The 20281-nt window shown below is 63.0% G+C and carries 22 protein-coding genes and 1 tRNA gene; 7 read left to right on the top strand and 16 right to left on the bottom strand.

The window, feature by feature from the left end; all coding sequences use genetic code 11:
- Positions 1 to 32 precede the first annotated feature (32 nt).
- From lysA to argH, 3 genes are all read right to left on the bottom strand, one after another.
- On the bottom strand, positions 33 to 1301 hold the full coding sequence (gene lysA / locus AC1Z3V_RS13610; RefSeq protein WP_483499736.1) for a diaminopimelate decarboxylase: 1269 nt from the start codon (positions 1299 to 1301) through the stop codon (positions 33 to 35).
- 73 nt (positions 1302 to 1374) lie between these two features.
- Entirely contained in the window at positions 1375 to 1569 is a 195-nt protein-coding gene (lptM, locus tag AC1Z3V_RS13605; RefSeq protein WP_057254769.1) for an LPS translocon maturation chaperone LptM, read from the bottom strand.
- Positions 1570 to 1678: 109 nt separating this feature from the next.
- The gene (gene argH, locus AC1Z3V_RS13600) at positions 1679 to 3082 is read right to left on the bottom strand and encodes an argininosuccinate lyase (RefSeq protein ID WP_247960710.1); all 1404 of its coding nucleotides are present in this window, start codon (positions 3080 to 3082) and stop codon (positions 1679 to 1681) included.
- Between the two features lie 26 nt (positions 3083 to 3108).
- Here argH and tlpA point away from each other — a divergent pair, with 26 nt between their 5' ends.
- On the top strand, positions 3109 to 3768 hold the full coding sequence (gene tlpA / locus AC1Z3V_RS13595; protein WP_483499734.1) for a thiol:disulfide interchange protein TlpA: 660 nt from the start codon (positions 3109 to 3111) through the stop codon (positions 3766 to 3768).
- Positions 3769 to 3770: 2 nt separating this feature from the next.
- Here tlpA and AC1Z3V_RS13590 read toward each other — a convergent pair whose 3' ends face one another.
- The 9 genes from AC1Z3V_RS13590 to AC1Z3V_RS13550 all read right to left on the bottom strand — a co-directional run bounded on the left by AC1Z3V_RS13590 (position 3771) and on the right by AC1Z3V_RS13550 (position 11024).
- Positions 3771 to 4157, bottom strand: a complete 387-nt coding sequence (locus tag AC1Z3V_RS13590; RefSeq protein WP_483499732.1) for a hypothetical protein — start codon at positions 4155 to 4157, stop codon at positions 3771 to 3773.
- Positions 4158 to 4179: 22 nt separating this feature from the next.
- Positions 4180 to 5127, bottom strand: a complete 948-nt coding sequence (locus AC1Z3V_RS13585) for an LTA synthase family protein (RefSeq protein WP_483499730.1) — start codon at positions 5125 to 5127, stop codon at positions 4180 to 4182.
- A gap of 155 nt (positions 5128 to 5282) precedes the next feature.
- Positions 5283 to 6155 (bottom strand): 3-hydroxybutyryl-CoA dehydrogenase, encoded by an 873-nt coding sequence (locus AC1Z3V_RS13580; protein WP_429819951.1) that lies wholly within the window; start codon positions 6153 to 6155, stop codon positions 5283 to 5285.
- Positions 6156 to 6306: 151 nt separating this feature from the next.
- Positions 6307 to 7236 (bottom strand): electron transfer flavoprotein subunit alpha/FixB family protein, encoded by a 930-nt coding sequence (locus AC1Z3V_RS13575; RefSeq protein ID WP_483499728.1) that lies wholly within the window; start codon positions 7234 to 7236, stop codon positions 6307 to 6309.
- A gap of 117 nt (positions 7237 to 7353) precedes the next feature.
- Positions 7354 to 8103, bottom strand: coding sequence for an electron transfer flavoprotein subunit beta/FixA family protein (locus tag AC1Z3V_RS13570; protein ID WP_483499727.1), 750 nt, complete (start codon positions 8101 to 8103; stop codon positions 7354 to 7356).
- Positions 8104 to 8394: 291 nt separating this feature from the next.
- Positions 8395 to 9186, bottom strand: coding sequence for a rhomboid family intramembrane serine protease (locus AC1Z3V_RS13565; protein WP_483499725.1), 792 nt, complete (start codon positions 9184 to 9186; stop codon positions 8395 to 8397).
- A gap of 69 nt (positions 9187 to 9255) precedes the next feature.
- Complete coding sequence (locus AC1Z3V_RS13560) at positions 9256 to 9834, bottom strand: cob(I)yrinic acid a,c-diamide adenosyltransferase (RefSeq protein WP_429820714.1); 579 nt, start codon at positions 9832 to 9834, stop codon at positions 9256 to 9258.
- A gap of 128 nt (positions 9835 to 9962) precedes the next feature.
- The gene (locus AC1Z3V_RS13555; protein ID WP_429820712.1) at positions 9963 to 10166 is read right to left on the bottom strand and encodes a twin transmembrane helix small protein; all 204 of its coding nucleotides are present in this window, start codon (positions 10164 to 10166) and stop codon (positions 9963 to 9965) included.
- 24 nt (positions 10167 to 10190) lie between these two features.
- Positions 10191 to 11024 (bottom strand): SDR family oxidoreductase, encoded by an 834-nt coding sequence (locus AC1Z3V_RS13550; RefSeq protein WP_483499723.1) that lies wholly within the window; start codon positions 11022 to 11024, stop codon positions 10191 to 10193.
- Between the two features lie 181 nt (positions 11025 to 11205).
- On the opposite strand from AC1Z3V_RS13550, the gene AC1Z3V_RS13545 reads away from it, so the two are divergent.
- Positions 11206 to 12114 carry a YihY/virulence factor BrkB family protein gene (locus tag AC1Z3V_RS13545; RefSeq protein WP_429820708.1) on the top strand — a complete coding sequence of 303 codons (909 nt, stop codon included), beginning with the start codon at positions 11206 to 11208 and terminating at the stop codon, positions 12112 to 12114.
- On the opposite strand, the gene gluQRS is transcribed toward AC1Z3V_RS13545, so the two are convergent.
- On the bottom strand, positions 12103 to 12984 hold the full coding sequence (gene gluQRS, locus AC1Z3V_RS13540) for a tRNA glutamyl-Q(34) synthetase GluQRS (protein WP_483499721.1): 882 nt from the start codon (positions 12982 to 12984) through the stop codon (positions 12103 to 12105). The two genes, AC1Z3V_RS13545 and gluQRS, sit on opposite strands and share 12 nt — an antisense overlap.
- A 54-nt stretch (positions 12985 to 13038) precedes the next feature.
- Between gluQRS and AC1Z3V_RS13535 the strand changes: the two genes are divergently transcribed.
- Positions 13039 to 13686 (top strand): DNA-3-methyladenine glycosylase family protein, encoded by a 648-nt coding sequence (locus AC1Z3V_RS13535; RefSeq protein ID WP_173520563.1) that lies wholly within the window; start codon positions 13039 to 13041, stop codon positions 13684 to 13686.
- Positions 13687 to 13793: 107 nt separating this feature from the next.
- On the top strand, positions 13794 to 14351 hold the full coding sequence (locus AC1Z3V_RS13530; RefSeq protein WP_043623031.1) for an HNH endonuclease: 558 nt from the start codon (positions 13794 to 13796) through the stop codon (positions 14349 to 14351).
- 119 nt (positions 14352 to 14470) lie between these two features.
- On the opposite strand, the gene AC1Z3V_RS13525 is transcribed toward AC1Z3V_RS13530, so the two are convergent.
- A complete protein-coding gene (locus AC1Z3V_RS13525; RefSeq protein ID WP_483499720.1) occupies positions 14471 to 14983 on the bottom strand; it encodes a disulfide bond formation protein B in 513 nt (170 codons plus the stop codon).
- A 216-nt stretch (positions 14984 to 15199) separates the two neighbouring features.
- Here AC1Z3V_RS13525 and AC1Z3V_RS13520 point away from each other — a divergent pair.
- Together AC1Z3V_RS13520 and AC1Z3V_RS13515 are read left to right on the top strand one after the other, a co-directional pair.
- A tRNA-Leu gene (locus AC1Z3V_RS13520) sits at positions 15200 to 15284 on the top strand.
- A gap of 122 nt (positions 15285 to 15406) precedes the next feature.
- Positions 15407 to 17047, top strand: coding sequence for an AMP-binding protein (locus tag AC1Z3V_RS13515; protein ID WP_483499719.1), 1641 nt, complete (start codon positions 15407 to 15409; stop codon positions 17045 to 17047).
- 42 nt (positions 17048 to 17089) lie between these two features.
- Here AC1Z3V_RS13515 and AC1Z3V_RS13510 read toward each other — a convergent pair whose 3' ends face one another.
- Together AC1Z3V_RS13510 and AC1Z3V_RS13505 are read right to left on the bottom strand one after the other, a co-directional pair.
- Complete coding sequence (locus AC1Z3V_RS13510; protein ID WP_429820698.1) at positions 17090 to 18364, bottom strand: GNAT family N-acetyltransferase; 1275 nt, start codon at positions 18362 to 18364, stop codon at positions 17090 to 17092.
- On the bottom strand, positions 18361 to 19752 hold the full coding sequence (locus AC1Z3V_RS13505; RefSeq protein ID WP_483499718.1) for a lipopolysaccharide biosynthesis protein: 1392 nt from the start codon (positions 19750 to 19752) through the stop codon (positions 18361 to 18363). The genes AC1Z3V_RS13510 and AC1Z3V_RS13505 overlap by 4 nt, the downstream gene beginning before the upstream one ends.
- Before the next feature lie 127 nt (positions 19753 to 19879).
- Between AC1Z3V_RS13505 and AC1Z3V_RS13500 the strand changes: the two genes are divergently transcribed.
- Entirely contained in the window at positions 19880 to 20113 is a 234-nt protein-coding gene (locus AC1Z3V_RS13500) for a hypothetical protein (protein ID WP_483499716.1), read from the top strand.
- Positions 20114 to 20281: the final 168 nt, after the last annotated feature.

Here is a 20281-nt window from a genome sequence, read left to right as displayed (position 1 = left end):
ACCACAGATTGTCGTCGTTGGTGCGGAGTGCCTCAGGCGAGCCAGTCCGGAACCGAATCGAGGCCGATCAGGGCATCGTAATCCTGGCGCGGGCGAACCACGTGGAAGCGGTCGCCCTTGACCAGAACTTCGGGGATCAGCAGACGGGAATTGTAGGTGCTGGCCTGGACGGCGCCGTAGGCACCCGCCGAGCTGATCGCGAAGAGATCGCCGGGCTTCGGCATCGCCATCTCGCGATCGAGCGCCAGATAATCGCCGGTTTCGCAGACCGGCCCGACGACGTCGGCCCGGATGCGCGGGGCATTGGCGGCAGAGATGCGAACAGGGCGAATCTCGTGATAGGCCTCGTAAAGCGTCGGGCGGATGAGGTCGTTCATCGCGCCGTCGACGATGACGAAAGTCTTGTCGCCGCCATCCTTCACGTAGATCACTTCGGTCACGAGGATACCGGCATTGCCGACGATCAGCCGGCCCGGTTCGGTGACGATCTTGCAGCCGAGCGATTGCAATTGGCTCTTGACGATTTCGGCATAGGCGTCCGGCAGCGGCGGCGGGTTGTTGTCGTCCTTGTAGGGAATGCCCAAGCCCCCGCCGATGTCGACATGGTCGATCGAATGGCCGTCGGAGCGCAGCGTATCGACCAGTTCACGCAGGAGCTTGAAGGCGTCGTCGAAGGGCTGCAGCTCGGTGATCTGGCTGCCGATATGCATGTCGATACCGGTCACCTCAATGCCGGGCAGGGTGGCGGCGTGGGCATAGACGGCGCGCGCACGCTCCCAGGAAATGCCGAACTTGTTTTCCTTCTTGCCCGTGGAAATCTTGGCGTGGGTCTTGGCGTCGACGTCCGGATTGATGCGGAAGGAAACGTGGGCGCGCTTGCCGGCGCGCACGGCACGCTGGTTCAGCACCTCGAGTTCCGGCTCGGATTCGACGTTGAAGCAATAGATGCCGGCGTCCAGCGCCAGATCCATCTCCTGCGGCGTCTTGCCGACGCCGGAGAACATGATCCGGCTTGCGGGAATGCCGGCGGCAAGCGCGCGGCGCAATTCGCCGCCGGAGACGACGTCGACGCCGGCGCCGAGGCGACCGAGCGTCTTCAGCACTGCCTGGTTCGAGTTCGCCTTCATGGCATAGCAGACCATCGCGTCCACATCGGCGAAGGCCTTTGAAAAGACCGTGTAGTGGCGCTCGAGCGTGGCGGTCGAATAGCAATAGAAGGGTGTGCCGACGGCGCGCGCGATGTCGGTGACCGGCACGTCTTCTGCGTAGAGGATTCCGTCGCGATACTGGAAGTGGTTCACGGGCTGCAGCTCGGCTTTGAGCAATTCCGGGAAAATGTGAAGCGGTTTTCCATCTGGAATTGCGTAATTTCAACTAGAGGAGGGGATCGAGCAGGAAAGGGCGATCGTCCGGCTTTTCCTTCTGCTCCACGGTTCCGGCGGGCGCCTTGGTGTTGATCGGCGCCGTCGAACCGGGGCGGTCGAGATCACCCTTGCGTCCGCAACCGACAAGAACCAGCCCGGGGATCGCCAGCAGGAGCGCAAGCCGGGCCGCCTTCGTGAATGTCATCGTGATTTTCCTTCGCGGGACTGATGCTGGTGCGATGTCTTATCGATTTTTCCGGCGCTTGTGCACCCTGAATTTGCGGGCGGAAACCGCCCGCAGCTTCGTCCGTCCCTCAGTTGCGGGCGCGCCACCAGGCGATCTGCTTGCGAACCTCGTTGGGGGCCGTGCCGCCGAAAGAGGTACGGCTGGCAACCGAGGCCTCGACGGTCAGCACGTCGAAGACCTTCTCGGTGATATCGGCATGGATCGACTGCAGGTCGGCAAGCGAAAGATCCGCCAGATCGCAGGCCTTCTGTTCAGCAAGCGCGACGGCGCGGCCGGTGACGTGGTGAGCGTCACGGAAGGGCAATCCCGCCTCACGCACCAGCCAGTCGGCAAGATCGGTCGCGGTCGAATAGCCGGAGCCGGCGGCCGCCTTCATGCGGTCGGTGCGAACAGTCATGTCGCGCACCATGCCGGTCATGGCGGCAATCGCCAGTTCGAGGCTTTCGGCGGCGTCGAAGACCTGTTCCTTGTCTTCCTGCATGTCCTTGGAATAGGCGAGCGGCAGGCCCTTCATGACCGTCAGCAGCGCGATCAGCGAACCGTTGATGCGGCCGGTTTTGGCGCGCACCAGTTCCGCGGCGTCGGGGTTCTTCTTCTGCGGCATGATCGACGAGCCGGTCGAAAACGCATCCGACAGGCGGATGAAGCCGAATTGCGGCGTCGACCAGATGACGATCTCTTCGGCGAGGCGCGACAGGTGCGTGGCGGCGATCGATGCCATCGACAGGAATTCGAGCGCGAAGTCGCGGTCGGAGACGGTATCGATCGAGTTGCGCGTCGGGCCGGCGAAGCCGAGCGCCTTGGCGGTCATGTGCCGGTCGATCGGGAAGCCGGTGCCGGCCAGTGCCGCGGCACCGATCGGGCTTTCGTCCATATGCTCGATAGCGTGGCGCACGCGCGAGCGGTCGCGGCCGAACATTTCGACATAGGCCATGCAATGGTGGCCGAAGGTGACGGGCTGCGCCGTCTGCAGATGGGTGAAGCCGGGCATGACGGTGTCGGCATGTTCCTCGGCGCGGTCGAGGAAGGCGGCGATCAGCGCGGTCAGTGCCTTCTCGGTCTTCTGCAGCTCCTCCTTGACCCAGAGGCGGAAGTCGAGCGCTACCTGGTCGTTGCGCGAGCGGGCGGTGTGCAGGCGGCCGGCCGAGGGGCCAATCAGCGTCGCGAGCCGCGCTTCGATGTTCATATGGATGTCTTCGAGGCGGCGCGAGAACTCGAACTGGCCGCTTTCGATTTCTGACAGGATCGTGTTGAGACCGTGAACGATCTTGTCTTTGTCTTCAGCCGAAATGATGCCTTGATGCGCCAGCATGGTCGCATGCGCTATTGAGCCGCGGATGTCCTGGGCATAGAGCTTCTTGTCGAAGCCGATCGAGGCATTTATCTCCTCCATGATCGCGTCCGGACCCGAGGCAAAGCGACCGCCCCACATCTGGTTGGAGGATTTCGTCTCGGAATTGCCGTCAGTCATGAAGAATGCCCGCCTTGGAGAATGAAATGCCCGACCAGAAGAAATCCCCCCCGGCCGTGAAACTGTTCGCGCTCGCCGCCCTGTTCGGCGTGATCATCGGTGCGGCAGCGGTATACGTGAAGGAGACCGGGTCTGGCAATGGCGAGGAGACCGAAACGGCCAGCGCCGGCTGCCCGCTGACATCGGCCAAGGTCGCATCGCTGACGCCATTCATGAAGGGGCAGGTGGCCGCCATGGCGCCGGCGTCGTCACCGCGGCCGATCGCGCTCGACTTCAACGGTCCCGACGGCAAGCCGACGACTGTCTCGGCCTTTGCTGGCAAGACCCTGCTCGTCAATCTCTGGGCCACCTGGTGCGTACCCTGCCGCGAGGAAATGCCGGCGCTGAATGCGCTGCAGAAATCGCTCGGCAGCGACAAGTTCGAAGTGGTGGCGATCAATATCGACGTCGGCGACGACGAGAAGCCGAAGGCGTTTCTCGACGAGACCGCCGTGCACGAGCTTGGCTATTATCGCGATGCGTCTATGGGCGTGTTCAACAACATGAAGAAGGAAGGTCTCGCCTTCGGCCTGCCGGCAACGCTGCTGCTAGACGACAAGGGCTGCCTCATCGGCTCGATGAATGGCCCGGCTGCCTGGGACAGCGACGACGCCAAGGCGCTGATCACGGCAGCCATTGGGGGGTAGGGTCAACCTCTGTCGGATACGCCCCGATTGTCACGCAACAGGTACCACTGAACCTTGCGGGGTGTGAAATGCGCTGCCGCTGCACGATTCCATAGTGGCGTGGTATGGTCGCCGACGATGAAGATATCGGTCGGCGGCAAGGCCGGGTCCTTGGCGATCGTTGCGACGCTGTCAAAGACGTCGGCCCACAACTCGGTCAACTCGCAGACTTGCGTGCTCGCTATCGCGGCTGCATCGCTGCCGCACTTTAGTTCGCCTTCCTGCTTACGTACGTAAGGTATGTGAGAATTCAGCGTCAGCCAGTACAAGAATTTCCGCTCGGCCGGTTGTTCCGTCAGCCGGTCGCGGATGGCGTCCGCGACATCCTTGTCGCACAGGCCCGCAAACACGCTGCCGCAGCGCCGGCGAAACCTACCATCGGTGCTCGTCAGACTCTTCGAGGAAGTGCAATTCCTGAAAACCAATTCGTGGATACCACGTCTCCCGTTCGAACATCCGTTGAGAAAAGCCGTGATAGGAGATGGTGCGGTAGCCGCGATCAGCCAGTGCGGCCGGGAGGCAGTCATAGGCGGTCTGGTCAAGATAATCCGTATGATCACCCCATTGCCCACAGAGTTCGCGGGATTCAGCCCCGGTCGTCGAACCCTCGAAATTGCTGAGACCGCTCGAAAGCTTGTAGCGCCCGGTATCGAGCGCCGGCTGCAGGCGATGCGAGAGAATTGCAGCATGCGCGGGGTTAGAGAACGCACCAAGCCCCTCCACCATGACGAACAGCACATTGCGACCACCGTCCGCTATGGCTGCGGCGTCGAAGTTGTTGATCGAGAACGCGCTTTCGAATGATTGAGCGGGCTGCTTGAGGAAAGGGCGGTTGATATGGTGCTCAAACGACGCCACGCCGATTGCAACCAGAACCGCTGGCAGCACCATTGCGCCCTGCAAGGCCTGCCGATTGCGGTTCACGAGGCAGGCGATTGCAACGCCGTTGGCGACAAAGAAGCCGAGCACCACGAGGTAGAAGACCGATGAGGTGAGATCCAGAGACGCCATGTAGCGCATGGACTGGATCGCAGTACCGAACGGCAGATGGAACGCCGCCATGGCCACGAGGCTCAAATCGGCGACGGCAATGAGTGGGAATAGAAGGTAGGACAGTGCAGGTCCGGCGCGCAGCGCAAGTGGGCCTGCAAATACGTAGAGGAGTGGTGAAAGCGGTCGCGCGGCTACGTAGAACGGCAAGACCAGAAGCATTGCCAGATTGGGCGCCACACCGAGGATCAATGCGAATCGCCACGCCCTCGCATTCAACAATGAGGGCACCGACCGCGCTGCTATCGCGGATATGGTTTGCGTACCCATTCTCTCTCTCCCGCTTGGTTGGGAGAGGGTAACGGCACCTTCTTTAGATTATACTACCATCGCTGCGGGCATTTTCTTCGGAAGATGTATTCAGAGTCGAGTTAGTCCCAAGCAGAGCTGGCATTCCCCATTGAAATGCCTCCTGGGTACAGGACTTACCGGGTCGGAACCGGGACTTCGCCGCGGTAATCGTAGAAGCCGCGGCCAGACTTGCGGCCGAGCCAGCCGGCTTCGACATATTTCACCAGAAGCGGGCAGGGGCGATACTTCGAATCCGCCAGGCCGTCATAGAGCACCTGCATGATCGACAGGCAGGTATCGAGACCGATGAAGTCGGCAAGCTGCAGCGGGCCCATCGGATGGTTGGCGCCAAGCTTCATGGCTGTGTCGATGGCCTCGACGCTGCCGACGCCTTCGTAAAGCGTATAGATCGCCTCGTTGATCATCGGCAGCAGGATGCGGTTGACGATGAAGGCCGGGAAATCTTCGGCGACCGTCACGGTCTTGTCGAGCGTCGCGACGAATTCCTTGGCGGTCTTGAAGGTCTGCTCGTCAGTGGCGATGCCGCGCACGAGCTCCACGAGCTTCATGACCGGAACCGGGTTCATGAAGTGGATGCCCATGAAATGCTCGGGGCGATCGGTGGCCGAGGCCAGGCGGGTGATCGACAGAGAAGAGGTGTTGGTCGCCAGAATTGCCTCCGGCTTGAGGATCGGACATACCTGGCCGTAGATCTTGCGCTTGATCGTTTCGTCTTCGGTGACGGCTTCGATCACCAGGTCGGCCTGCGACAGGTCGTTGATGTCGGAGGAGCCCTTGATCAACGCAAGCGCCGCCTTGCGCGCCTCGTCTGTCATCTTGCCCGAGGATACCTGGCGGGCGAGGTTGCCGTTGATGGTGGCAAGGCCCGCTTCGATCCGTTCAGCGGCAAGATCGTAGATCTGCACCTTGTATCCGGCCATTGCCGAAACATGCGCAATGCCGCAGCCCATTTGCCCGGCACCAATAACTCCGACCGTCTTGATCATTGCGGCGAACATCCATCTTCAAGAGTGGGCGGCAAGGCCGCCTCAGACACGCAAACCGGGCCGGTTTGGCCGGCCCGGTAGATTGTTAATGCCAAGTCCGCGCTTTTGCCAGCCCTTTTCATGGGCGGCGGCGGGCGGATCTTGCCGTGGGCTACAGGGCCTTCTGCAACTCCGGCAGGGCGTCGAAGAGATCGGCGACGAGGCCGTAGTCGGCGACCTGGAAGATCGGCGCCTCCTCGTCCTTGTTGATCGCGACGATGACCTTCGAGTCCTTCATGCCGGCAAGGTGCTGGATCGCTCCGGAGATGCCGCAGGCGATGTAGAGATCGGGTGCGACCACCTTGCCGGTCTGGCCGACCTGCCAGTCGTTCGGGGCATAACCGGCATCGACCGCGGCACGCGATGCGCCGACGGCGGCGCCGAGCTTGTCGGCGACCGGCAGGATCACTTCCTGGAACTTCTCCGAGGAACCGAGGGCGCGGCCGCCGGAGATGATGATCTTTGCCGAGGTCAGCTCCGGGCGGTCGGACGACGACAGCGCGTCGGCGACGAAGGAGGAAACGCCCGGGTTGGCCGCCGCCGAAACAGTTTCGATCGCCGCCGAACCGCCTTCGGCAGCGGAAGCGAAGGCGGCGGTGCGCACGGTGATGACGCGCTTGGCTTCCGTCGTCTGCACCGTCTGGATGGCGTTGCCGGCATAGATCGGCCGCTTGAAGGTGTCGGCGGAGACGACCTCGATGATTTCCGAGACCTGAGAGACGTCGAGCAGGGCGGCGACGCGCGGCATGACGTTCTTGCCGACCGAGGTCGCGGCCGCAACGATCGTGTCGTAGCTGCCGGCGAGCGAGACGATCAGCGCCGCCAGCGGCTCGGCGAGGTTGTTGGCAAGCGAGGCGTCGTCGGCGACGAGCACCTTGGCGACGCCGGCGAGCTTGGCGGCCTGTTCGGCGGCCGCCTTGGCGCCGCTGCCGGCGACCAGCACATGCACGTCGCCGCCAATCTTGGCGGCAGCGGTCAGCGCCTTGGCGGTCTGGTCGGAAAGGTGGTTGCTGTCGTGGTCAGCCAGAAGAAGAATGGCCATGATTTAATCTCCCTTTGGTTTGAGCTCAACGGTCCGTTCCGGACCGGAGCTCCAGGATTGTCGCGTGGTTCATGCGTTTGTCCGGAAACCGGTTCCCACTTTCCGGACGCATGAAACTCAGAGCACGCCGGCTTCGGTCTTAAGCTTTTCGACGAGCTCGGCGACCGACTTGACCTTGATGCCGGCCTTGCGGCCCGACGGTTCCTCGGTCTTCAGCACCTTGAGGCGGGCTGAAGTGTCGACGCCGAAGTCGGCCGGCGACTTCTTGTCGAGCGGCTTCTTCTTCGCCTTCATGATGTTCGGCAGCGAGGCGTAGCGCGGCTCGTTGAGGCGCAGGTCGGTGGTGACCACCGCCGGCAGCTTGATGTCGATCGTCTGCAGGCCGCCGTCGACTTCACGGGTGACGGTTGCCTTGCCGTCGCCGATCTCGACCTTGGAGGCGAACGTCCCCTGCGCCCAGCCCAAGAGGGCCGACAGCATCTGGCCGGTTTGGTTCGAGTCGTCGTCGATTGCCTGCTTGCCGACGATGATCAGGCCCGGCTGTTCGGCCTCGGCGACACCCTTGACGATCTTGGCGACGGCGAGCGGCTCGACCTGGTCTTCGGTCTCGACGAGGATGGCGCGGTCGGCGCCCATGGCGAGCGCGGTCCTGAGCGTCTCTTCGGCCTTGGCCGGACCGACGGAAACGACGACGACTTCACTCGCCTTGCCGGCTTCCTTCAATCGCAGCGCCTCTTCGACCGAGATCTCGTCGAACGGGTTCATCGACATCTTCACGTTCGCAAGCTCGACGCCCGAACCGTCTGCCTTCACGCGGATCTTGACGTTGTAGTCAACCACCCGCTTCACCGTCACAAGTATTTTCATGGATTTTTCCCTCCAAGAGCTTTCGCAGGAAAATGCGCCTTAACGGAGCCGCCTGATTGTCGGTTGGCGACATCGATACGCGTTTTTTCTCCAATTACAATCGCTGTGCATGGCGCTAAATCGATATAACCCCGAGAATTGGAATTACGTTTACGTACACGTAAGATAAGCGGATGGCAAGCGGCTTCCGGGGCCGGTCGCCTGCGGGTCGTCAAGGCAGGGTCAATGTCAGGCAAGTCCTTGAAATGGCGCCCGATCCGCGCCGAACGAGTGGGAGCGGCGAGGGCGGACTCAGGTCTGGCGCCCCCAGGGCATCGGCGGTTTTGTCGCATCCGCAGGCGGCTGTCGTCCGGCCGTAATGGGTTCAGCCTTGTGCCGGACGGCGCGTGGCGTGACGAGGGTGCGGTCGAAAAGCGGCACATCGCGGCGTCGCAAAATGACCACCAGGACGAGGCCGGCGATTATGCCGCCGACATGGGCGCTCCAGGAAACGCCGCTGCCGGGATCGACGACCAGCATGAAGAACTGCTGGCCGATCCAGAAGGCCAGCGGAATGGCGGCTGGCAGGGGCAGCGGGATGCGGAAGAACACCAGAACCCAGACCCGCACCTTCGGATGCAGCAGGAAATAGGCGGCAACCACGCCCGAGATCGCGCCGGATGCGCCGATCAGCGGTGCTTCGGAGGCCGGGTCGAAAAGCCCATGGGCAAGCGCTCCTGCGGCGGCGCAGAGGAGATAGAAGACGAGGTAGCGAAAATGCCCGAGCGCGTCCTCGACATTGTCGCCGAACACCCACAGAAACAGCATGTTCATCGCGAGATGCATGAAGTCGCCATGCAGGAAGGAATAGGTGACGAAGGTGAAGCCGTCGGGAACGATGACCAGCGAAGGGTCGAGTTGGGCATAGTCGAAGATGAGCGCCGGGATATAGCCGAAGCCGAGGATGGCCGCGTTGGCGAACTCCTCCGAGGCGATCGGGCCGGTGACCAGCCAGACGGCGATGTTGACGGCGATCAGGCTGATCGTGACGTACTGGACCTTGATGTGCTTCAGGGTGTTCGTATCGTGAAGCGGTATGAACATGCGGTCTCCCGAAGCGCGGATCATGCCACGGTTCCCATCCTGGTCGGGGGAACGATGTCGAAGCGGACGTTATCTGTTTTTTCCGGGAATCCAAAGGACGTCGGCTTGACCTTTGTCATTTGCCGAGCGCGCCGCGACGAACAGGAAATCGGAGAGCCGGTTGATATAGGCGATCGCTTCGGCACTGACGATCTCGCCTTCGACATTGGCGAGCGCCACCATCTGCCGCTCGGCCCGCCGCGCGACGGTGCGGGCGACATGCAGCGCGGCGGAAGCGGGGCTGCCGGCCGGAAGCACGAAGGAACGCAAGGGTTCGAGTTCGGCATTCAGCCGGTCGATTTCCGTCTCGAGCCAGGTCACCTGCGCCGCCACGATGCGGAGCGGCTCATATTGCGGCGGCTCGCCCGTATCCGGCGTCGCGAGATCGGCACCGAGATCGAAGAGGTCGTTCTGGATCCGCATCAGCGCGTCGTCGAGTGCGGAGATATCGGCCGTGTGCTGTCGCGCCAGGCCGACGAAGGCATTGGTCTCATCGACCGCGCCATAGGCGTCGACCCTGAGGTCGCTCTTGAGGCGGCGCGGGCCGGCGACGAGCCCGGTGGTGCCATTGTCACCCGTCCGGGTGTAGATCTTGTTGAGCTTCACCATCTATCGTCACGATCCTCTAGAGCAATTCCAGGAAAGGTGTGGAACGGCTTTCCGTCCGGAATTGCGTCACCCAGGTCGGGCAATTCCAGGAAAGGTGTGGAACGGCTTTCCGTCCGGAATTGCGTCATTTAGGTCGGTCGACCGCCGCCGGTGAGCCACAGCGTCACCATGATCAGGACGATCGCGATCGCCTGCAACAGCACGCGTGCCTGCATCAGCTTGTTGGAGGTGTTGCCGCTGCCGCCCTTCGCCATGTTCACGAGACCACGGATCAGGACGATCACGACCAAGCCCATGATGAACAGGGTCAGGCCGGTAAAGAAGCTGGACATCGAACTCTTCCTTGCAATTCTACTTCAGCCAAGTCGGCCGATGATGCGATAAAACAATGCAGCCGGCAGGAGTTTTTTCAGAAGCGCGCCCTGCCTGGCGGGCCTTGTTACAATATAGTGCGGTTTGGGTTTCTTTGCTGTCAGCGCGTGCTTCAAAACCGCATAAACCGCATCGGGGCCGAGCTTGCCGGAGGCGGGTTTGCTCTCGCCCCTGAGGCGCCGCATCTGTCGTTCGTATTCGACGCGGTGCACCGAATTCTTGAGATCGATAAAGCGCTCGATATAGGCGATCGCATTGGTCGTGAACTTGGAGGCGATCGGCCCGGGCTCGATGAGGCTCACCTCGATGCCGCTGCCGGCAAGTTCCATCTTGAGGGTGAGCGACAGCCCCTCGATCGCAAACTTGGAGGCGTTGTAGGCGCCACGCCAGCGATAGGGCACGATGCCGAGGATGGAGGAGCACTGCACGATGCGGCCGCTGCCGCGCGCCCGCATGGCCGGGATCACCCGCCGCGTCAGGTCGTGCCAGCCGATGACGTTGGTTTCGAGTTGGAGCCGAAGCGCTTCGGTCGGCAGGTCCTCGACGGCACCCGCCTGGCCATAGGCGCCGTTGTTGAACAGCGCGTCGATCCGTCCGCTGGAAAGCGCGAGCACCGTGTCGGCCAGGGCGGCAATGGTTTCCGGCTTGGTATAGTCCATCAGGAAGGTTTCGATGCCTTCGGCCTCAAGGGACTGGCGGTCTTCTTCCCGACGCACGGTGGCAAAGACCCGCCAGCCATCGGCATGGAGCGCGCGCGCGCAATAGGCGCCGATCCCGGATGAACATCCGGTGACAATGATTGTGGGGCGATCAGTCATCCGATCGATTCCTGTAGAAATCCTGCCTCCGTTTCCCATATTCATCGGCGGGATACAATTGAATTGCGCAAGCCGGAACCCGCCAGCGTTGTCGCCATTGCGATCGTGTCAAGCCAAGGAAACGGTACCGGGACGGCGGCGCGGGAATGTGCGGTCTCGGGGCCCTTTAGGATTGGAGTGGATGCCAGCATTCATACGCATCACCTGGAAAGTCGTATTCGATGCGCTCTGGCATTTCAGCCTCGATGACGGTTGGGCGATGGCAAGCCATGTGGCTCTGTCGTCGCTGCTTGCCGTCTTTCCCTTTCTGATCTTCGGTACCGCGCTTGGTAGCTTTCTCGGCGCCGATCAGTTCGCCGAAACGGCCGTGCACCTCATATTCGACGCCTGGCCGGAATCGATCGCCAAGCCTGTCGCCGACGAGATCGTGCGGGTGCTGACGATCCCGCGCGGTGGGCTTTTGACCGTTTCCGTTCTTGCCGCGGCCTATTTCGCCTCCAACGGCGTGGAGGCGCTGCGCGTCTCGCTGAACCGCGCCTATCGTGTCAGCGAGAGCCGCTACTGGTACGTGACCCGGCTTGCGAGCCTTGGCTTCGTGCTCGCCGGCGTGCTGATCCTGGCGGCGCTCAGCATCCTCTTGGTCGCGGTGCCGCTGGCGGTGCGTTACGCCGGCGAATGGTGGCCATGGTTCGGCGGCGTGCTGGCAACCGTCGACAACTGGAGCCTGCCGCTCGCCCTGGTCGTTTTGACTGGTGGACTTCTGGTGTCGCATCTCTGGCTGCCCGATGGCCACCGCAAGGTGGTCGACGTGCTCCCCGGCATCGTGCTGACGCTCGTCTGCTGGACGATCGGCGCCTACGCCTTCGCTTCCTATCTCGCGACCTTCGCCACCTATGTCTCGACCTATGCGGGCCTGGCGTCGATCATGATCGTGCTCGTGTTCCTCTACATGATCGCGGCCATCTTCATCATCGGCGCCGAGATCAATGCCGCGATCCTGAAATACAGGGTCAAGCGTATGGTGCGGCGGAGCTTTCAGTTCCGCAATGGAAACGAGGCCGTTCGCGAAGAACAGGATCTAGACGATTAATGCCCGGACCTCTTCGGGAGTGCGGCCGGCGGCGCGGAATGCCGCTATGCCGGTATCCTGGTTGCTCTTGGACAGCTTGCGGCCATCCGGTCCGAGGATCAGACGGTGGTGGTGATAAAGCGGCTGCGGCAGGTCCAGAAGCCGCTGCAGCAGCCGGTGCACGGAGGTAGCGTGATAGAGATCGCGGCCGCGCACGACATGGGTGACGCCCTGAAGCGCATCATCGACGACGACGGACAGATGGTAGCTCGACGGTGCATCGGAGCGCGACAGGATGACGTCGCCCCAGGCGGCAGGGTTGGCCAGAATGACGCCGGCTTCGCCCATTGGGCCGGCGCCGCTCTCGTCCCAGGTGAGGGGGGTGCCTCCGAGGAGGCTGATCGCCTTCTGCATGTCGAGCCGCCAGGCATAGGCTCTGCCGCTTGCGAGCGAGTCTGCTCGCTCGCTCGCCGAACAGATGCGTTCGCGACCGGGATAGAGCGGGCTGCCGTCCGGATCGCGCGGCCAGGTCCGGCCGTCCGCCTCGACCTCGGCGACGGCCGCCTTGATCTCGCCGCGGGTCATGACCGAGGGATAGACCACGCCGAGCTCGTTCAGCCGTTCGAGCGCTGACGCATAGGCATCGAGGTGGTCCGACTGGCGGCGCACGGGGCGCTCCCAGTCCAGGCCGAGCCAGGCGAGATCCCTGGAGATCGCGGCCTCGAATTCCGGACGGCAACGGGTCTGGTCGATATCCTCGATGCGCAGCAGGAAGCGGCCGTTCGTGGCCTTCGCCATGTCGTGGTTCAGCACCGCGGAGAGCGCATGGCCGAGGTGAAGCAGGCCGTTCGGGCTGGGGGCAAAGCGGAAGACGGGTGGCGTGTCTGGCATCCTTTCCCTTTGCCATGGAAGCGGTATAAAAATCATCCGCTTTGTGGAGGCATCATGCGGATCATCCGGACACATGAGGATATCGAGGCCGGGCTTTCCGGTCTGGTGATGCTGGATGCGCGTCTGGAGCACGTGGTCGCCAAGGCCGGGCCGGTGCCGCTCCGGCGAACCGATCCGGGCTATCGCGGCCTTGCCAGCATCATCGTGTCGCAGATGGTCTCGAAGGCGAGTGCCGCGGCGATCTGGCGACGGATGGAGGAGAGGCTCGGCGAGGTCACGGCATCCGGGGTGATTTCGCTCAGCGATGAGGACTGCCGCGCAATCGGGCTTTCACGCGCCAAGGCGGATGCGCTGCGTCGCGTCGCCGACGTGGTGGTCGGAGGCGAGATCGATCTCGATGCGATCTGCGACGCCGAAGCGACCGAGGCGATCCGGGATCTGACCGCGATCAAGGGCGTGGGACGCTGGACGGCGGAGGTCTATCTCTTGTTTTGCGCCGGCCATCCGGACGTCTTCCCCTCCGGCGACGTGGCGCTCCAGAACGCGATCGGCCACGGACTGGGCCTCGAATTGCGCCCGACCGCACGCGAAATTGATTCGCTCGCCGCCTCCTGGTCGCCCTGGCGTAGCGTCGCTGCGCGGCTCTTCTGGGCCTATTACGCACAGGAAATGCGCCGCGATGCTGTTCCTGTGACACCTTGAAGGAAAAAGCGAATCCAGCGAGCGCATTTTTCTTTCCGGCTTCACAATCCTGTTGCAACGGGCCTAATATAGAAGGTGCAGATGCCGAATCGATCAGGAGAATACGCTTGACGATTGCAGTCTCACCACAGGCCTTACCAGCGCTCGTCTTGAACGCTGACTATCGGCCGCTGAGTTACTACCCCTTGTCGCTTTGGTCCTGGCAGGACGCGATCAAGGCCGTCTTCCTTGACCGCGTAAACATCCTTGCCGAGTACGAACATTCGGTGTCGTCTCCGAGCTTCTCGATGCGACTGCCGAGCGTTGTTTGCCTCAAGAGCTACGTGCAGCCCTCGCGCCACCCGGCCTTCACCCGGTTCAACGTGTTCCTGCGCGATAAATTCGAATGCCAGTATTGCGGTTCGCCCGACGATCTCACCTTCGATCACGTGGTGCCCCGCGCTCACGGCGGCCAGACGACATGGGACAACGTCGTCGCAGCCTGCTCTCCCTGCAATCTGCGCAAGGGCAGCAAGCTGCCGAAGCAGGCCGGCATGTTCCCGCACCAGAGGCCCTACCAGCCGACGGTACAGGACCTGCACAACAACGGCCGGCTCTTTCCGCCGAACCATCTGCATGAAAGCTGGATGGACTATCTCTACTGGGACGTCGAACTGCAGCCCTGACGCTGTTCGTGCCTTCTTGCCGGATCAAGCCCCGGAGCGGGATCAGGGCAGGTGCGTGCGTTCGCCAACCCCTCGTCGGGTTGTCACGTCGTGTCCGTTTTTCCTGGAGCGACCCGGGATCAGCGCGCCCTTGCAGCGCCGCGAAGCGCGATCGCTGCGAGGATCAGGCTGGCGATCACGTTCCACCCGGCGAAGGAAAGGCCGAGCACCCGCAATGCGGCTTCCGTGCAGGACGGGCCATGCTTCGAATCGAGGTCGCCGAGCAGGTCGCCGACATTGGACGACACGCCCTGCGCCGTCGTGGCGCAGGTGGACGGGCCTTCCCAGAAGTGCCATTCCGCGCCCGCGTGATAGACGCCCATGCCGGCGCCGACGAGCATCAGGATGCCGACGATGGCAAGCAGCGTGCGCGTCAGCCACACGGGCAGTTTCAGCGCGCTGGTGATGATGGCGAGGATGCCGACCGGAATGCCCCAGTAGTAGGGATCGCGCTGCAGCAGGCAGAGCGCGCAGGGGATATAGCCGCCAATATGCTCGAAGCCGAGCGCCCCGCCGACGGTTGCCGCCATGCCGAGGGTCACGACAATGGCGATCAGCAGATGCTGGCGGGATTGGGTGGCGGCGTCGATCATCTATACCTCGCGGGCGGCAGGCCTATGGAAACCGGCACTTGCCGCAGTGCAAACTGGATGGCGTCTTCTTAGGCAGGATCGCGCGCGCTGTAAATCGCGGTGGCCGCGACAGGTCCGCACGCTTTCGTGATTGTCCGCGTCGCATATTGAAAATGATGGTTGACCATCGCGAAATCCTTCGTGTAAATCCGAGCCGCTGATATCGCATTTCCCTGAGCCCCATTGGCGGAATTGGTAGACGCGCTCGACTCAAAATCGAGTTCCGAAAGGAGTGCTGGTTCGACCCCGGCATGGGGCACCACCACAATACACTTTCTTCACATCCATCGTCGGTCCGACATGCCGGGACGCCGCAGCGGTCATTGAACAGCCGCGCGCGAAAGTGTTAGGTGCGCTGCAGCACAAATCTGTCATGGCAGCGTCATGTTACCGAAAATCGAGACCTACGACGAACTCTACCGCGCCTTTCGCTGGCAGATCCCGGACAAGTTCAATATCGGCGTGGCGGTCAGCGACGCTTGGGCCGCACGGGAGCCGGAGCGCGTCTGTCTTGAGCATTTCGACCCCGATGGCGCCCATCGGGTGCTGACCTATGGCGAATTCGCCGGGCAATCCTCCGCCTTCGCGCAAGGGCTCTCAGGCGAGGGCATTGCGCCCGGCGAGCGCGTCGCGATCCTGCTGCCGCAAGGGTTCGAGGCGGCAATCGCCCATGCAGGGATCTACAAGCTCGGCGCCATCGCGCTGCCGCTGGCGCTGCTCTTCGGTGTCGAGGCGCTCGAATACCGGCTGCGTGACGCCGGTGTTTCGGCTGTTGTCACCAACAACTTTGGCTTCGAGCGCGTGGCCGCAATCCGGGATCGGTTGCCGGAGCTGCGTCTGGTGGTGCTGGCGGAAGATCAGCCGCAGCCAGGTACGATCGCCCTTTCTTCGCTTGCCTCGCGTGATCCCGTTGGCTTCGTGCCGGCGGATACCGGTCCGGACGATCCGGCTTTGATGATCTACACCTCGGGCACCACGGGCCCGCCGAAGGGCGCGCTGCATGGACACCGTGTGCTGCTCGGCCATCTTCCGGGCTTCGAGTTCCATCATCACTTCCTGCCGCAGCCTGGCGACCGGATGTGGACGCCGGCGGACTGGGCCTGGGCGGGAGGGCTGCTCAATGCGCTTTTGCCGTCGCTGCTGCATGGCGTGCCCGTCGTGTCGTCGCCGGCGCAGAAGTTCGATCCGCATACGGCGTTTCGGATCTTGGAAGAGATGGACGTGCGCAACGCCTTCATTCCGCCGACGGCGCTCCGGCTGATGAAGGCGGTGGAGAAGCCGCGCGAGTGCTACCGCCTCAATCTCCGGACCATCGGTTCGGCCGGGGAATCTCTCGGCCGCGAAACCTATGAATGGGCGAAGGCAGCGCTCGGCCTCGAAGTGAGCGAGTTCTACGGCCAGACCGAGTGCAACATCGTCATCTCCTCGGCAGCCGATCTCGGCGTCGTCAAACCTGGATCGATGGGCAAGGCGGCACCCGGCCACCGGGTGGCGATCATCGACGGCGAGGGGCACGAACTGCCGCCCGGCAGTGTCGGCCAGGTGGCGGTGAAGCGGCCGGATCCGGTGATGTTCCTCGGCTATTGGGGCAACGAGGCGGCGACCGAGAAGAAGTTCATCGGCGACTGGATGACGACGGGCGACCAGGGCGTGATGGACGAGGAAGGGTATTTCACCTTCTTCGGCCGCGATGATGACGTCATCACCTCGTCGGGTTACCGCATCGGCCCCGGCGAAATCGAGGATTGCCTTGCCGGTCACCCGGATGTGCAACTGGCCGCTGCCGTTGGCAAACCCGATCCGGTTCGCACGGAGATCGTCAAGGCCTATGTCGTCCTGCGGCCGGGCGTGGACGGTGACGAGCGGGTTGCGACCTCCATTCGCGAGTGGGTGAAGACCCGGCTGTCGATGCATGAGTATCCGCGCGAAATCGCCTTCGTCGACAGCCTGCCGCTGACGACCTCGGGCAAGGTTATCAGACGGTTCCTGCGTGAACGGGCGGCAGCAGAGGCCCGCGGCGGCTGAGGCCGCGAGCGGTCGCGCGGCTCGGCCGGAACGGCTCTCAATTTAGCGCCCGGCCAGTGCCTTGATCTTGTCGCGCAGCATGCGCGCCATGTTGCGGGTGTTGCGGTAGAGATGAAGCTGGGCTGCGACCTGGCGCACTTCGCGGTCACGGGTCTGCTGCAGCCCGATGACCAGCGTGCCCATCTCCTCGCGCTCCTGCCAGAAACGGCTCATGACCGGGTGATCCGGCACGGCGCAGGAATCGGAGCGGGCGATGTTGGCATCGTCGAGGTGCCATTCCGTCAGCTCGGCCAGCAGCAGCTTACCCGGGGAGAACTTGGCATAGCGTTCATCATAGGCCGTCTTCCAGGTATAGGCCTCGCCCGACATCAGGAACACCACCATGGATGCGATCGCCCGGCCATCGAGGTCGAGCGTGTGGATGCGAACGCTGTCGCCGTCGGCAAGATTGGTGATCGCCTCGCGGGCAAAGGCCGCACGGAACCGGTCGAGCACCATGGCGCTGCGACCCTTTCCTTTCCATCCGGACGCTTCGAGCGCCAGGAATTCCTCCATGCGCAGGCGGATCTCGGCGGGTTGGCGGGCGACGGAATAGTTCAGCGCGCCCTGTTTTTCCAGGTTGTTCCACTGCCGCCGCAGCTCGCGGAAATGCGCCGGGCTGATGGCGTTGCGCAGATAGGTCGGCCCGTCGAGCAGGCTTTCGAGCATGGGGCGGCTGTAGGTGTCCGTTACCGTCAGCGGCAGGTTGCGGCCGATGGCGACGGCGCGCGTGAGGCGGGCCACCTTGCCGTTGAGGCGCATATCGGGAAGAACGAGCACCGAGGGCAGGCCGGTCGACGGAGCAGCGAAGGCTTCGAACAGGTTGTCGATGGTTTCGGCCGCATCCTCTGCGTCAAGCAGCGGGACGCCGAGCGGACCGAAAGGGTTCGACCAGGCGCGAATGATTGGCGCGCCGATCGAGAAGCCTGGCTTTTCGATCGAGAACGGCATCAGAAACCGCAGCCGGCTGCGGCGTTCATCGTTGTCACGCATGATCGCGAGGCGGATCACCCGGTCTTCGAGACGGGGCATCGCGGGAGCAAGAAAGCGCCCGGTGAAGAAAACGTTCGGTTCCAGGGCCCGGTTCGACAGGAAGTCGAGCTCGCGCTGCAAATCGTAGCCGGCCTTCGCCGGGTAGATGGCGAGATGGCGTCCAGGGCGGCCGACCTCGATCATATGTTCCGCGGTCGGGCCTGCATCGCCAGATTGCGCCAGCCCGCCAAGGACTCGGGCGGCCCGGCTGTTTGCATCGCTCGGAAGATTGGTATTGCCGATCATGGATGGACAGTCCCGTTGTTATCATTGCCGGCCCGCACGCTCGCGAAGGCGAAGAGCGCGAAGCCGAAGGTAAGCCGGACGGCGATATGCAGCAACGTCGCCTCGACGAACATTGCACCTGCGGTTGCAAGAGCGGCGCCGGTCAGTCCGAGGAGAGGAATGAGGCTGAGGTTGAGTGCGATGTTGGCGACCAGCGCGCCGGCGTAGAGGATCACGCAGAGCGTCTGCTGGCCCGCCATGGTCAGAAGCGTTTCCGCCGGCCCGACGAAGGCCTTGGCGAGAATGCCGCCGAAGAGGATCATCATCAAGGGCATGCCGGTGACGAAGGCCGGCCCGAAGAGCGAGAGCAGGAACGGGCCCGCGAGCAGGACCAGCACGCCGACCAGCAGCGACGGCCAGAAGGCCCAACGCGCGCTTTCGATCGCGATACCCGCGAGTTGCCTGCGGTCACGGGCCATGGCGTTCGAAACGCGGGGGCCTGCCGCCGCCTTGACGGCGAACATGACGAAGTGCACCAGCGCCATGGTCTTGGCGGCGGCGAAATAGATCGCGACATCATCGGGATCGAGATAGAGGCCGACGATCACGACGTCGGAATTGGTCAGCAGAAAACCGAAACCATCGACCAGGAAAATGGGGATCGAAACCCGGAGCCAGCGCCCAAGCTCGATCCGCCGCGGCCCTACCACGTAGCGCGAGCGGAGACGATAGGTCAGCACGAGGAACTGCGACACGGTGGTGACATAGGCGGCGGCCATGGCCGCGACCATGGCCGTTTGCGCCGTGTGCGGCGCGCCCGCCGAGACCGCGGCCACCATGAAGGCGAGGACCAGCAGCGGGCGAATGATGAAGGTGGGGCTCATGGCGGAGAACGCCCAGCCATGGGCCCGCGACGTTCCGTCCATGACGTCGCCAAGGGCGATCATCGGCAGGGTGAAGAGGCCGAGATGGAGCGGCACGAGATAATAGGCCTCGATGCGCTCTGAAAAGAGCCAGATGCCGAGCAAGCCGACGACCGCGACCGCGGTGGCGGAGGTGAGGGCGAAAACACGCACTGCCGTCGTCACGCCACGGATTTCGTCGAGCGCAGCAGTCGCCTGATACTCCGGCAGGAAGCGGATCACGACGGAATGGAAGCCGACGCAGGAGAGGCTGCCGAAGAGGATCACCAGGACCCAGACGAAGACGAAGATGCCGTATTCGAACTCGCCCATCATCCGGGCCAGGATGATCTGCGACAGGAAAGCGATGGCTGCGCTGAGGATGCGAACCGTGAAGGCGACGAGCGCCATGCGGCGAGCCGTGTTCTTCATGTCGGAGCCGGTCAAGATGGCAGCAACTGCACCGATCATCGCGGACAGGCGGTGCCTCATCGCCGACGGCAGCATTCGTCCGGCCGTTTGACATACCGCCATGAACACGAGAACACCCTGAGATTACGCAATACAGGGTTTCACTACTGCCAGAACAGCGTTAACAAACGGTTCAGCACGGTTGTGTTGGCGAGACGAGGCCATGCCGATAAGCGATGGTGAGCGTGAGCGGATGATGCGAGCGAAATCGATCGGCCCGCGCATGATCGGCTATCTCGAGGAGATCGGCATCGAGCGGCTTTCTGATCTGAAAACGGCCGATGCCGAGGAGCTCGCCTTCCGCATCAACGCCACGCTCGGTCGCCGCCACATCAATAGCACAGGCATTGACGCGCTCGAAAACCTGATCGCCTACGCCAAGTCGTTCGATCGTTAAGGGCGTCGCTGTCCTTCAGATCAACTGCTTGCGCTTTGAGTTTCGATAGACTGCTGCGCACTTCCGCGCCTTGAAAAGCGAGTAAGCGGAAACGAAAATGCCGCCCGAAGGCGGCATTTCTGCAAAAGGGCATGGGCGCGGGCGGAAACCCCCAAGCTATCCCTTCGT

The organism is Ensifer sp. 38_S197, assembly GCF_056924495.1.
The sequence above is the reverse complement of the archived record's forward strand: the minus strand, read 5'-3'. Positions and strand labels throughout refer to the sequence as shown.

Excerpts from the sequence above, each read along its gene's own strand:
- AC1Z3V_RS13555 (WP_429820712.1), bottom strand. The coding sequence starts at position 10,166 with ATGTCCAGCTTCTTTACCGGCCTGACCCTGTTCATCATGGGCTTGGTC.
- AC1Z3V_RS13500 (WP_483499716.1), top strand. The coding sequence starts at position 19,880 with ATGCCGATAAGCGATGGTGAGCGTGAGCGGATGATGCGAGCGAAATCG.
- gluQRS (WP_483499721.1), bottom strand. The coding sequence starts at position 12,984 with ATGCCAGACACGCCACCCGTCTTCCGCTTTGCCCCCAGCCCGAACGGC.
- AC1Z3V_RS13575 (WP_483499728.1), bottom strand. The coding sequence starts at position 7,236 with ATGGCCATTCTTCTTCTGGCTGACCACGACAGCAACCACCTTTCCGAC.
- lptM (WP_057254769.1), bottom strand. The coding sequence starts at position 1,569 with ATGACATTCACGAAGGCGGCCCGGCTTGCGCTCCTGCTGGCGATCCCC.
- AC1Z3V_RS13585 (WP_483499730.1), bottom strand. The coding sequence starts at position 5,127 with ATGGGTACGCAAACCATATCCGCGATAGCAGCGCGGTCGGTGCCCTCA.
- AC1Z3V_RS13510 (WP_429820698.1), bottom strand. The coding sequence starts at position 18,364 with ATGATCGGCAATACCAATCTTCCGAGCGATGCAAACAGCCGGGCCGCC.
- argH (WP_247960710.1), bottom strand. The coding sequence starts at position 3,082 with ATGACTGACGGCAATTCCGAGACGAAATCCTCCAACCAGATGTGGGGC.
- AC1Z3V_RS13515 (WP_483499719.1), top strand. The coding sequence starts at position 15,407 with ATGTTACCGAAAATCGAGACCTACGACGAACTCTACCGCGCCTTTCGC.
- tlpA (WP_483499734.1), top strand. The coding sequence starts at position 3,109 with ATGCCCGACCAGAAGAAATCCCCCCCGGCCGTGAAACTGTTCGCGCTC.
- AC1Z3V_RS13560 (WP_429820714.1), bottom strand. The coding sequence starts at position 9,834 with ATGGTGAAGCTCAACAAGATCTACACCCGGACGGGTGACAATGGCACC.
- AC1Z3V_RS13505 (WP_483499718.1), bottom strand. The coding sequence starts at position 19,752 with ATGCTGCCGTCGGCGATGAGGCACCGCCTGTCCGCGATGATCGGTGCA.
- AC1Z3V_RS13565 (WP_483499725.1), bottom strand. The coding sequence starts at position 9,186 with ATGTTCATACCGCTTCACGATACGAACACCCTGAAGCACATCAAGGTC.
- AC1Z3V_RS13535 (WP_173520563.1), top strand. The coding sequence starts at position 13,039 with ATGCGGATCATCCGGACACATGAGGATATCGAGGCCGGGCTTTCCGGT.
- AC1Z3V_RS13570 (WP_483499727.1), bottom strand. The coding sequence starts at position 8,103 with ATGAAAATACTTGTGACGGTGAAGCGGGTGGTTGACTACAACGTCAAG.
- AC1Z3V_RS13580 (WP_429819951.1), bottom strand. The coding sequence starts at position 6,155 with ATGATCAAGACGGTCGGAGTTATTGGTGCCGGGCAAATGGGCTGCGGC.
- AC1Z3V_RS13550 (WP_483499723.1), bottom strand. The coding sequence starts at position 11,024 with ATGACTGATCGCCCCACAATCATTGTCACCGGATGTTCATCCGGGATC.
- AC1Z3V_RS13525 (WP_483499720.1), bottom strand. The coding sequence starts at position 14,983 with ATGATCGACGCCGCCACCCAATCCCGCCAGCATCTGCTGATCGCCATT.
- AC1Z3V_RS13545 (WP_429820708.1), top strand. The coding sequence starts at position 11,206 with ATGCCAGCATTCATACGCATCACCTGGAAAGTCGTATTCGATGCGCTC.